Origin of the sequence: Thermoleptolyngbya sp. C42_A2020_037, from assembly GCF_015272455.1 — a bacterium.
Classification (GTDB): domain Bacteria; phylum Cyanobacteriota; class Cyanobacteriia; order Elainellales; family Elainellaceae; genus Thermoleptolyngbya.
The window spans coordinates 139,535-151,802 of sequence record NZ_JACYLP010000032.1 but is presented as its reverse complement, the minus strand read 5'-3'; the positions used below and the strand labels follow the sequence as shown (position 1 = coordinate 151,802).

Annotated in this window: 10 protein-coding genes; 2 read left to right on the top strand and 8 right to left on the bottom strand. The window is 55.6% G+C overall.

The genetic code is table 11. The annotated features are described in order from the left end of the window. Positions 1 to 73: 73 nt before the first annotated feature. The 5 genes from IGS16_RS10290 to IGS16_RS10270 form a co-directional block, all read right to left on the bottom strand. Complete coding sequence (locus tag IGS16_RS10290) at positions 74 to 1,648, bottom strand: B12-binding domain-containing radical SAM protein (RefSeq protein WP_297085273.1); 1,575 nt, start codon at positions 1,646 to 1,648, stop codon at positions 74 to 76. A gap of 214 nt (positions 1,649 to 1,862) precedes the next feature. Further along, on the bottom strand, positions 1,863 to 2,648 hold the full coding sequence (locus IGS16_RS10285) for a nitrate ABC transporter ATP-binding protein (RefSeq protein ID WP_297085272.1): 786 nt from the start codon (positions 2,646 to 2,648) through the stop codon (positions 1,863 to 1,865). A gap of 147 nt (positions 2,649 to 2,795) precedes the next feature. After that, on the bottom strand, positions 2,796 to 4,799 hold the full coding sequence (locus tag IGS16_RS10280) for a nitrate ABC transporter ATP-binding protein (RefSeq protein ID WP_297085271.1): 2,004 nt from the start codon (positions 4,797 to 4,799) through the stop codon (positions 2,796 to 2,798). A gap of 149 nt (positions 4,800 to 4,948) precedes the next feature. Then, positions 4,949 to 5,740, bottom strand: a complete 792-nt coding sequence (ntrB, locus tag IGS16_RS10275) for a nitrate ABC transporter permease (protein WP_367185773.1) — start codon at positions 5,738 to 5,740, stop codon at positions 4,949 to 4,951. Positions 5,741 to 6,023: 283 nt separating this feature from the next. Beyond that, complete coding sequence (locus IGS16_RS10270; RefSeq protein WP_297085269.1) at positions 6,024 to 7,382, bottom strand: CmpA/NrtA family ABC transporter substrate-binding protein; 1,359 nt, start codon at positions 7,380 to 7,382, stop codon at positions 6,024 to 6,026. A gap of 492 nt (positions 7,383 to 7,874) precedes the next feature. Between IGS16_RS10270 and truB the strand changes: the two genes are divergently transcribed. Then, the gene (truB, locus tag IGS16_RS10265) at positions 7,875 to 8,774 is read left to right on the top strand and encodes a tRNA pseudouridine(55) synthase TruB (RefSeq protein WP_297085268.1); all 900 of its coding nucleotides are present in this window, start codon (positions 7,875 to 7,877) and stop codon (positions 8,772 to 8,774) included. A gap of 5 nt (positions 8,775 to 8,779) precedes the next feature. On the opposite strand, the gene fabG is transcribed toward truB, so the two are convergent. From fabG to IGS16_RS10250, 3 genes are all read right to left on the bottom strand, one after another. Next, on the bottom strand, positions 8,780 to 9,478 hold the full coding sequence (gene fabG, locus IGS16_RS10260) for a 3-oxoacyl-ACP reductase FabG (protein WP_367185772.1): 699 nt from the start codon (positions 9,476 to 9,478) through the stop codon (positions 8,780 to 8,782). A 97-nt stretch (positions 9,479 to 9,575) separates the two neighbouring features. After that, entirely contained in the window at positions 9,576 to 10,118 is a 543-nt protein-coding gene (locus IGS16_RS10255) for a ComEA family DNA-binding protein (RefSeq protein ID WP_297085266.1), read from the bottom strand. Between the two features lie 31 nt (positions 10,119 to 10,149). Beyond that, positions 10,150 to 10,539 carry an NINE protein gene (locus IGS16_RS10250; protein WP_068509339.1) on the bottom strand — a complete coding sequence of 130 codons (390 nt, stop codon included), beginning with the start codon at positions 10,537 to 10,539 and terminating at the stop codon, positions 10,150 to 10,152. Between the two features lie 746 nt (positions 10,540 to 11,285). On the opposite strand from IGS16_RS10250, the gene IGS16_RS10245 reads away from it, so the two are divergent. Then, positions 11,286 to 12,200 carry a J domain-containing protein gene (locus IGS16_RS10245; RefSeq protein WP_297085265.1) on the top strand — a complete coding sequence of 305 codons (915 nt, stop codon included), beginning with the start codon at positions 11,286 to 11,288 and terminating at the stop codon, positions 12,198 to 12,200. Positions 12,201 to 12,268 lie beyond the last annotated feature (68 nt).

Below are 12,268 nucleotides of genomic sequence, written 5' to 3'. Positions count from 1 at the left end.
AGGAAATCGAAGTTTCTACTAGGGAAGCACGGTTTCTGGAGCGCTGTGGTTAAGGCGAATACGCTCTGGGCGCTCAGGCAGAGGCAGGCAGCGCGGTCTGCTTTAGCTCGACCGGTGAATAGGTCGCCAGTTGTGCTTCGATTTCGTCACGCACGATCGCCCGATAATCCAAGAAATGCTCCAGGTGGGCGCAGTTGATCAGGTAGTGGTCATATACACGGGGGTTGTGGCGCAGGATAGAGAAGAGTTGTCGCCAAAACTGCCAGCGGGTGCTGCGCTTGATGCCCTGCCGCCAGAATAGGATGAACATGGCGCGGATCTCAATCGGCGTGAGCATGGTCGGCTTTTTCTTGCGGTTGGGGCTGGGGCGCATTTCGATGAAATGGCGATAGACCCGCGCCAAGTAGCGATGCGGGTCATACAGTTCCCAAAAACAGCGGATATATTCCTGCGCGATGTCTTCGATGGGGCGCGTGGGCACGAAGTTGATCAGCGTGGACTGGTGGATGCCAGCAGCTTCGTCGGGATTAATCAGCCGCCCTTCTTTTTCGAGCCGCTGAGACAGGGCCGTGTTGGGCAAAGCTTGCAACATGCTGAATAGCGCCTGGGGAATGGCAGTGGCTTCGACGAAATTAATGATGCGATCGCCCGCCCCCGGTTTCTCCCCATCAAAGCCGATAATGAACCCCGCCATCACCCGCAGCCCAGAGCGGTTAATCGTCTTGACAGCATCAATCAGCGGGTTGCGGGTATTTTGAAACTTCTGCGTCAGCGAGAGGCTGTCGGTATCTGGTGTTTCAATGCCCAAAAACACCGCATTGAAATTCGCTGCAATCATCAGATCCAGCAACTCCTGATCCTGTGCCAGATCTACCGATGCCTCGGTGACAAAGCTGAAGGGATAGTCGCGCTCCTGCATCCAGGGCACCAGTTCTTTCAGCAGCAGCTTTACATTGCGCTTATTGCCGATAAAGTTGTCATCCACGATAAAGATGGATCGCCGCCAGCCCTGGTCATATAGCGCTTGCAGCTCTGCCAAAAGCTGGGCAGGCGTTTTGGTGCGCGGCTTGCGCCCGTACAACACGATGATGTCGCAGAACTCGCACTGGTAGGGGCATCCGCGCGAAAACTGAATCGACATCTCGCTATAGTCGTCCAGATTGAGCAGGTCAAAGCGCGGAATCGGTGTAGTCGTAACATCGGGCTTTTCACCGTTTGCACGAAAAATGCCGGACGGCTCGCCTCGCTCCAGCGCCTCCACAAACATGGGCAGCGTGATCTCCCCTTCGTCTAGCACTAGGTAATCTGCGCCCGCTTCCAGTGCAGGTTCAGGAACCGAGGTGACGTAGGGCCCACCCACAGCCACGGGCTTGCCGCGCCGTTTAGCCTCCCGGACTCGATCCAGCAGGTCGTCTTTTTGCACGATCATCCCAGAGATGATCACCAAATCCGCCCAGTCCCAATCCGCCTCCGTTTCGGGGCCCGCGTTGCGGTCTATCAGGCGAAATTCCCAGGTTTGGGGCAAAATCGCTGCCACGGTGATCAAGCTGAGCGGTGGTAAAGACACCTTGCGTCCAATCAGTTCCAGCGCCTTGTCGTAGGACCAGAAAGATTTGGGAAAGAGCGGATAGAGCAATAAAGCACGCATAGCGGTCGGGTTAGGGTGACAGTGCTAGCAAACTGGGAAACCTCAGTTTCCAAAGCTTCCGACCTGGGATAGGTCGAAAACCTAGTCGCAGCATACCCCACCTTCTAAACAGGGGACAACCGCATCTGAGACAGCCCTGATAGGAACCGCCGCAGCATGAAAAACTGACCGCTCTCTCGATTCCTTCTGTATCCTCTTCTGCTGCTCCTATCAGCTACACCTCGTCGTGGGCGAAGCGGTTGTAAAGGAAATCCAGCGCATAGTTTCGCAGCTTGTAATATTCCGGATCTTCCATAATCAGCTCCCGATCTCTGGGACGCGCAAAGGGAATGGTCAGAATTTCGCCGATATTCGCAGCCGGGCCGTTGGTCATCATCACCAGGCGATCGGCTAGAAACAGCGCCTCGTCAATGTCGTGGGTGATCATCAGCACCGTGCAGCGATGCTCGTTCCAGATGGTCAGCAGTTCTTCCTGCAATTCCTCTTTGGTGATGGCATCCAATGCGCCAAAGGGTTCATCCAGAATCAGCACTTCAGGGCGCGTGGCCAGGGCGCGGGCGATCGCCACTCGCTGCTTCATTCCCCCAGAGAGTTGGGGTGGCTTCTTATCCATCGCGTCGGCCAGACCCACCAGCGCCAGGTGGTCACGGGCGATCGCCCGTTTCTGAGCCTCCGGCTTCTCAGGATAGACAGCATCCACCGCCAGATAGACATTTTCAAACGCCGTCAGCCAGGGCAGCAGGGAATAGTTCTGAAACACGACCATCCGATCGGGCCCCGGTTTCACGATGGGCACACCCTTCAGCAACACATTACCCGTCGTCGGCGTGCTGAAACCCGACACCATATTCAGTAGAGTCGATTTTCCACAGCCAGAATGCCCAATCACACAGATAAATTCACCAGCCTGAATCGACAGATTCACGTCTTCAAGAACTGTGTAGGGCCCGTTAGGTGTAGGGTAGACCTTGCTGATGTTTTCAAGGGAGAGAAGCGGCATATCTCTTGCAATGGAATGAACTTTGGAAAGCGGTGAAGCACTAGCGATAACTTGCATAGGAAGCCTGGCAGGAATACTAGAAGGATAAGGAAGGAACTCGTTTGGAAGTCCCCTCAACAAGATGACGGGAAGACGAGCTACCAATCTCTAAGCCGCAACAAGCGGGCGCGAATCGATTGCGACTTCGGCAACGCTGAAATCACGCTTGATGTCGAGACTGTTCAGATAAGCAATCGGATCTTCGGCATCAAATGTTATGCCATCAAATAGGGTGATTGGCCCGCGATGATACTTGATATCCAAAATGCCCAGTTCGCGGGCGGCAGTGCTGAATACACTCACGCGACAGACGCGCTCCAGAATTTCCATCCAGTTGCGGGGAAAGGGAATTTCGCCCCAGCGGGCCATTTGCGTCATCATCCACAGATGCTCCGTCCGGCTGGGACGATTCACCCCGTCGCCAAAAAACAGGTGATGGGCATACTCGCGCATGGGCCGATCCAGGTTGCACACAAATGTATTGGGATCGCCCAGATGGATGTAATCGATATTCGTGCTGATGTATTCTCGCCGGGCCAAGAGCGATCGCACTTCGGGTTCATTTTCTGGATCGGCGCAATACCGACAGGCTTCCAAAAGCGCTTTCGCCAGCGCGATGTGTGTGTTCGGATGGGTATTCGCCCAGTCTTCGCGCACACCCAGCACTTTACCGGGATGTCCCTGCCAAATTTCCAGGTCGGTTGCAACGGTGAAGCCTGCGTCTTCGATGGCAGCCCGCAGATTCCAGGGTTCGCCGACACAATAGCCGTCAATCGTTCCGGCTTTCAAATCCGCAATCATCTGCGCCGGTGGAATTGTCTTCAGCGACACGTCGCAATCCGGATCGATGCCACCGGATGCCAGCCAGTAGCGCAAAAGTAAGTTATGCATCGAGGACGGATGCACCATGCCCAGAGTATGCTGCTGCTCGGTTGATTCCAGCAGCATCCGCTTAAAGTCTGTGGCGGTATACACGCCCTGTTCGTAGAACTTTTTGGCAAGGGTGATGGCGTTGCCGTTGCGGGTCATGGTGAGCGACGACACAATCGGCAATGGCGTGTCCTGATGTCCGCCAACTGTCAGCCAGACAGGCATTCCCGCAGGCATTTGGGCTGCATCCAGATAGCTGCCTGCGATGCCGTCTACAATGCCGCGCCAGCTACTTTCGCGCACCAGCGACACCTCGTCCAGTCCGTGCTTGGCAAAGAATCCTTTTTCCTTGGCCACCACCAGCGGTGCACAGGCCGTCAGCGGCACAAAGCCCACTTCCAGGTTGACCTTTTCTAAACCATGACGGGCGATCGCCGTCGTTTTCTTAGCCCGCAGTTTCTTAATCCGCTTCTGCTGATTCAGGAAGTAGATAATCTCCGAGCGCAGGCTGTAATAGCTGGGATGGTTCACGACTTCCATACGGCGACGCGGACGGGGAATATCTACCTCCAGGATGCCGCCAATTTTCGAGGCAGGGCCGTTGGTCAACATGACAATGCGATCGCTCAGCAGCACCGCCTCGTCTACGTCGTGCGTCACCATCACTGCCGTCACCTGGTTTTCCTCGCAGATCTTCATCAACTGCTCTTGCAGATTGCCGCGAGTCAGGGCATCCAGCGCCCCAAAGGGTTCATCCAGCAGCAGCAGCTTAGGGCGAATGGCCAGGGCACGGGCGATCGCCACTCGCTGCTTCATTCCACCCGAAAGCTGCGCTGGAGGCTTGTCGGCTGCGTGCTGCAACCCCACTAGATGGATATGCTGTTCAACAATCTCCCGCCGCTCTGCCTTGGGCAGATCCGTCAGCACCTCATCCACCGCCAGCGCAATGTTTTCGCGCACGGTCAGCCACGGCAACAGCGAATAGTTTTGAAACACCACCATGCGATCGGGGCCAGGACGCGATACCTTCTGCCCCTCCAGCGTCACCACACCATCCGTCGGCAAATCCAGCCCCGCAATCATATTCAGCAGCGTAGACTTGCCACAGCCAGAGTGACCAATCAGCGAAACAAACTCACCTTTTTTGATTTCTAGATCAATGCCCTTCAGCGCGACATATTGCCCGCCACCAGAAAGCGAAAAGACCTTTTCGACCTGATCAACCGCAACAAAGAGAGACATAGGACATTTTGAGAAATAAGTGTTGGCGTGTTGGGAGGTCGAAGGAAGGAAGTGTTGGCGTTGGAGTGAGACGACTCCATCCCTCCATCCCTCCGTCCCTGCAACCTAGAACCCGATACTCGAAACCTGAAACCTGTCGTCTGAACCCTCTAAGCGTTCGGCACAATCTTGCGCTGAATAAAGGCCATCAGGCGATCGAGCGCCAGACCAACCGCGCCGATATAGATCACCGCCACGATAATTTCAGTCACGTAGTTCTGCTGATACGCATCCCAAATAAAGAAGCCAATTCCCGCCACACCCGACATCACAATCTCCGCCGCAATAATCGCCAGCCAGGCCAGACCGATGGCAATCCGCAGTCCAGTAAAGATATAGGGCAGTGCCGAAGGCAGCAGCACCTTAAAGAAATACTTTTGCTTGGAAATTTGCAGCACGCGGGCCACGTTTTTATAGTCTTGGGGAATTTCCCGCACGCCGACTGCGGTGTTGATCAAAATCGGCCAGATCGCCGTAATGAAAATCACGAACAGCGCCGCCGGTTCGTTTTGCCGCAGCGCAGCCAGCGCAATGGGAACCCAGGCCAGCGGCGCAACCATCCGCAAAAACTGGAAGAGGGGATCGAGCGACTTGTCAATTACCTTGTTGCTGCCCACGATGATTCCCAGTGTGATTCCGACAATCGCCGCTGCGATGTATCCCCTTGCCACACGACCCAAGCTAATCATCGTCTGCCGAAACAAGCCCTGATCCAGGTCGCTGTTGTAATAAAACGGATGCGTGATCAGATAACGACTGCGCTCATCCGTGATCACCTGAAGCGGCCCCGGTAGGGCAATCAAGCCAGCGCTGGACAGAATCTGCCAAACTGTCAGAAATGCCAAAATGCCCAGAACAGGTAAGACAAAGTTCGACGCAGAACCTTTCATAAAAGACTGCATCGTTCTTTGCCAGCCCGTAGCACGAGAACGAGAATGAATACCAACTGCCATAAAACCTCCCGAATGAAACGCTAGATTGACGGAATTAGATGGACGGAATTAGCCCGGATCTGCCGTTGATCAAAGCCAGCGGAAATACATAGTTAGAATGCTTAAGCAAAGATAGGCGTGAACATAGGAGAAACAGGGCGTTTTGAATCAGGGGTCAGGGCTGCGCTTTTCGCTCTTCGCCCTTCGCTTTTCGTGCTTCCAATCTTCCACCCTAACCCCCAACTCCTAACCCCTAAGCAGCCTTGATCTTGAGGCTCTTGAGGTAAGCTTCAGGATTCTCCGGATCGAATTTCACGCCGTCAAAGAAGGTTTCTACGCCCCGGCTGGTTCCACTGGGCACGTCCGCAGTGAATCCGGCTTCCTGAGCCGCTTCACGCCACAGGTCTTCCCGGTTCACCTCGTCGATGATGCGCTTAGCCACATCCAGATCCGTCAGCGCGTTCTTATGGAAGCCCCAGCGCAGCGATTCCGTCAGGAACCACAGATCATGGCTCTTGTAGGGGTAGGAAATGCTGTCGCCGTTGGGGTCTTTCCAGTAGAGCGGGCCAGCATTGAAGTCGTTGAAATCTGACTTTCCATCGCCCATCTTGTACGTGCCCTTGAAAGGCGGCGTAAGAATTTCGTTCGTGGTGTTGAAGAACTCGCGGCCAGCGCAGATGGTCACCAGTTCCTCGCGGTTGGCGGGGTCATCACACCACTGCTGCGCCTCCATCACCGCTTTGAGAATTGCCTTGGTGGCTTTCGGGTGTTTTTCGACCCAATCAGCCCGTATGGCCAGATATTCTTCTGGGTGATACTTCCACATTTCGTGGGTCAGCGTCGCCATGAAGCCGATGCCATCGTTGACAATGCGATAGGGCCAGGGGTCGCCTGTGCTGAAGGCATCCATCGTGCCGTTCCGCATTCCCTGCACGGTTTCTGCTGGGGGCACGGCCAGTAGCTCAATATCTTTATCTGGATCTACGCCGCTTGCCGCAAACCAGTAGCGAATCCAGAAATCCTGGTTGGCATTGGGGAAGGTGTAGGCTGCTTTGAACTTGCGCCCGTTCTTGGACTGGAAGCTCTTGACGTAATCCAGGTCGTTGATCTTGAGGCCCATGCCTTTGCCCTGATGCAGACCCGCAACAGCAATGCCGTTTCCTTGGGTATTTAGCTGACACAGCACCGCCATCGGCACCTTTTGATTGTTCAGCGTGATAATCCCTTCATGAATTAGATGAGGCATGGGCATTTGCCACTGCCCTCCGTCGATGCCGCCTGCTTCGGAACCAATGGTGACGTTATCCCGCGCACCGGCCCAGTTGGCTTGCTTGGCGACGGTCACGTCGGTCATGCCGTACTTGTCGAAAAAGCCCTTCTGCTTGGCAATGATCAGTGGTGCAGATTCAACGATTGGGAGATAGCCCAGAACAGCTTTGGTAACTTCGGGCGTATCGTTGGCTGCGACTGGGCTAGCCGCTGGCGATGCGCCAGATCCTGTAGCAGGGCCGGAAGAAGATGTGGTGCAGCCTTTGAGGAGAACTGCACCAGCCGCCGATGCCCCAGCGGTGAGCAGAAACTTCCGACGAGACAAGCCAGAGAAATGAGACATAGATCCTCCTAAGACGATTTTGAAGATCGTCACTTTGTGAACGTTGAGTTGAACTTTGGGTTGAACGTTAAACCGAAGGAAGATAGCACAACCTTAGCCACTCTGTGTCAGAGTAGGGAGATTGGGCGATCGCCTGGGTGATGAATCGAGCGATAGCGAAAGTTCGTACCGTTCCTTAGCTCCATCTTCCTGAGAAGCAGGGCTTGCCACACTTGCAGAAAGCAAGCATTAGGCTGAATCGACAAAGCTGCGGAATACTAATCGAAACCAGATAAGACAAGTAAGAACTGATATAGCCATCGGTATAGCCATGCATCTCTGGTCGAAGCCAGTAACGCCTGTGCAACTTTCGATGTTGAATTGAGTGTACTCTGTTTTCGCGATAATCATATATATAAACTTATGATTCTGGATATAACGATAGTCTTATGGCTATGATTACCCAATGCTCTGCCTTTCCCCGAAAGCCCTCTAAAGTGAGCGAATTCCTTGATGGACGGTTTTTTGAACCTGCATAAGCCTGCCGGACTGACTTCCCACGACTGCGTGGCGTGGGTGCGGCGATCGCTCAAGATGAAGCGCGTCGGGCATGGCGGTACGCTCGACCCGGCGGCAACGGGCGTATTGCCGATCGCTCTCGGTCGGGCCACCCGCTTGCTGCAATTTTTGCAGCAGGACAAGGTGTATTGGGCGATCGCCCGCTTTGGCATCACCACGACCACAGACGACCTGGAGGGCGACATCCGCACCCAAGCCCCCGCTGCCCATCTCACCCGCGATCAGGTCGAGGCGCTTTTGCCCAAATTTCTGGGCACAATTCAGCAGTTGCCGCCTGCCTATAGCGCTATTCAGGTCGGCGGCCAGCGGCTCTATGACCTGGCGCGGGCGGGCGTTGCCGTAGACGTGCCCGTGCGAACCGTAACGATTTACCAGATTGACCTCCTGGACTGGCGGCCAGGTGACTTTCCCGAAGCGGAACTGGCGATCGCCTGCGGAGCCGGAACCTATATTCGCTCCATCGCCCGCGACCTGGGAAACCTGCTGGGCACAGGCGGCACGCTGGCTAGCCTGATTCGCACCCAGAGCCACGGGTTTGACCTGGCAGCCAGCCTCACACTAGAAGATCTGGCGGCACAGGCCGAAGCGGGAACTTTTGAACCCATTCCGGCGGCGATCGCCCTGGCTCACCTGCCTGCCCTCACGCTAGCTCCACCTGACGCACTTCGCTGGACGCAGGGCCAGCCCATCGCCACAGACCCCGTGACCGACCTCGACGCACCGCTGCGAGTTCACGATAGCTGCAACAAGTTTCTGGGCATTGGCAAATTTCGCGCCACCCAGCAAGGCATTTGCCTGGTGCCGTGGGTGGTGCTGGCAGGACAGATGGACTAGCGCCGCTACACGTTGCCGTAGACTGGGACCACTGCCCCCCGCAAATCCCGCGCCGCTTCCGAAGCCAAAAAGCAGATCACCTGCCCCAGCGATTCTGGTTTCACCCACTGGGCAGCGTTTTCTGCCCCCATCGCGGCTCGGTTTCCGGGCGTGTCGATGATGCTGGGTAGCACGATATTTGCTGTAATGCCCGTGCCTCGCGTCTCGTCGGCGATCGCCCGCGTCAGCGCCAGCACGCCCGCTTTGGAGGCGCAATAGGCCGCAAGCTGTGCGCCTGGCTCCACTGCACCCCGCGACCCCACCGTGACAATCCGCCCGTAATCTTGCTCCAGCATTCGTCGCAGACTGTGCTTACACACCAAAAACGTCGTGCCCAGGTTCAGGTCAAAATCTTTTTGCCACTGATCATAGGCATATTCATGGGTCGGCCCCATCGAAAAGCCACCAACGAGATGAATCGCCGCATCCACCCGCTGCATTCCGTCTATCAACTGCTGCACCGACTGCTCATCGTTCAGGTTCGCCGACACAAACCGAATCCGCACCAAATCTGCCGGAGACAACAGCCCCTTCATCCGCTCCACTTCGCGGGCGTTCATATAGGGAATGGTGATCGACGCTGCCCCCTGGGCCAGCAGAACAGGCGTTACGCCCTGTCCCAAACCGCCTGTGCCACCCGTTAACAGCACTTCCTTACCCGTCAAATTCATAGACGCTTCTCGCTTAATGTTTATTAATGTTTCTTCCTTGATAATTTCCGAAACCTGCTGAAAAGCGTAGCGCCTCAAGATGACAGCAGGATTAAAATCGGAGATAGTGCATTAGCTCGGCAACCAGGCCCGGCGGCAAAGCAAGTCGCTGCTGAAAATCTGCCAAGTTTCGATAGGGGCCGTAGCGCTGGCGGTGGTGCAAAATTGCCCGTGCCAGAAATAGGTCTATGGCAGGAACGCGGATCAGGGCCTCTAGCGATGCAGTGTTGGGGTTGGTGGGCTGGATGGCGCAAAGACTTTCGGGGTCATAGTAGCAAAATTGCAGCACGGGTTCTAGCGGGCGGAGGCGCTGCACAGGCAGGCTGAGGGCGGCAGCGATGTCTTCTAGGCAGTGAAGCTGAACGCCAGACTGGGTGAGGGCTGAGAGCGATCGCGCTTGGTGAATCGATAGCCCTGGTAGCCGCAGCCAGTCATCTACACTCGCCTGGTTCACGTCAATCGCTACGCCGAGCCGCGCCGCAAGCTGCAATTCCTCTACGGACTGAAAGCGGTAGTAGGGGTCTTTGGCCAGGCGCGATCGCAGCGCTTCCTGAGCGCTATTCCTCAAGCCCATCGACCACCAGTTTCCGCTCATTCGCTGCCTGCTGTCGGGTATTAGTCGGGTATTAGTCAATTTGATCGAGCAGCCGCCGCCGCTTTTGCTCAAATTCGTATTCAGAAATTAAGCCGTCCTGCCGCAGCCTGTCGAGCTGGCGCAGCGCATCGGCGATCGCCCCCACTTGGGCCGGGTCAATCCGGGGCGCAGCGGGCTGGGGTGGCAGCGGAGTGCCCCCGTTAAACGCGGCATCAAACGCAGTTTGCCCCTGCACCAGAAACCAGATTCCTTCAAAAAGGCTGGCGATTCTGGGAATGCCGCTCCAAAAGAACAAAAGATAGGCAATGCCCCAGCCGCGCTGCCCCAGATAAAACTTGTGTAGTCCTGGAACGACGATACCAGCAAGGGCAAGCAGGATGGCAGTGCGGCGATTTCGGGGGGGATAGGTTTGGCTGAGCATTGCTGGGATTTGGGCGATCGCAGAGAACTCGCGAATTCCTAAAACCTCTCCATGATATCGATTCTGGCAGGCAGCGGACACGATTTCTGCCCACCTGCCTTCATCAAGTCTTTGCGGAATGCTCAAAAAGACTCTATAGGACTCCCGCGTTTTGGCCTATGCCGCGCCTGCGGAAATCGCCATAATATTGAATAATTGAATAGCCCCCAACTCAATAGCCCCGGACGGCTGAATTTTTTTGAGTTCTGTGCAAATTTTTTGGCTGTGTATCGCGTCTACTGCTGTTCATTCACGATTCCAGGATTTTTCTCGTCTGTCGATAGACAGTCTATTTCCAGCGCCTGACCAACTTGTAAGAACAAGATCAGTATCCGGGGTAACGCAGCCCCCGTGAAAATACTGATACCCTAGAAGTTCACCAGGACAAAATTGCGTCATGAGTGGGCATCTGCCGCCTGATGGCGGCCTGAATGAGGATTCTTCTCCCCAGAAATACGGGTAGGAGGCTGCTATCCTTTACTAAGAGGTAACTCTACGGCAGACCAACCAAGAGTCAACCCTAGGTCAAGAGTCAACTCGTCAACTCTAGGTTGATAAGTCACTCCAATGGCTCAATCTTTGTTCCTGGCGATCGCTTCTGGTGCATCCGAGCCTAACGCAGGCCAAACGAGAGGAAACGGGCAGGCAGCCATGCTGTTCTGCCACGGTTTACGTGATATCCGACTTTGCTGAAGAGACGCACTTGAATGTGGCAGAGGTCTTTTTCACCCGACTGGCTGACGCAATTTACCGACCCCTACGCGGTGCTGGGGTTGTCGGTGACTGCGGACGAGCGACGTGTCCTCAAGCGCTATCGGGCGATCGCCAAGCTGCTGCATCCCGACAGCTTTGCCCAGGCCGATGCCGCCAATCGCGAACTGGCCACTCAGCTATTTGCGCGATTGGTTAGCCCGACCTATCAAAAAATTAAGCAAGACAAAGGGCGGGCCGAGCATCTAGCGCTGCTGCGGTTTCGGGTGCGCCGCATGAGCCGAGAGGAGCCGATGCATCCCAAAAGCGCGATCGCCCAGTCCCTCATCAAAACGTCTTTGGCCAACATTGACGTGTTTTATGAACAGGCCGTTACTGACCTGGCCGCTACGCAATATACCCCGCTGGATCGATTCGAGTCCGTCACCGAGCAGTTGGGCGAACTGAATCTCGTTTACCTGCGGCTCAAGATGGGTGAGCCGATTATTCGGGAAAAACGCACGGGGATTGTGTCTACGGCCGCCCCCGCGCCTGCTACCTTTTCTCCGGCTTCCCCTGCTGATGACGAGAAGCCTGCCATCGACTATGCCCAGCGCCACTACCAGCGGGCGCAGGAATATGTCCGCAAGAATAATCCCGGCCTGGCAGTGCGCGAACTGAAGGATGCCATCAAGATCGACCCCAAAAAGAGCGAATATCACTCGCTGCTGGCGGCGGCTTATCTGATGCAGGACTTGCCCACAATGGCCAAGGTTCACTGCCGTCAGGCGCTCAAGCTCAACCCCAAAGACCCCCTGGCGCTGCGCTATGCGCCCCGGCTCAATATTTCCCTCGAAGCGCCCGACGCACCCAACGCAAAGCCCGAAACTCCGGGGGGCGGACTGTTTGGGCTGTTTGCCCGCAAGCGCTAATCTCTGAATCTCTACGACTCTCTGCAATTAGGCTCGCGCAATTAGGCCCGCAAGACTGCCGAACTCGT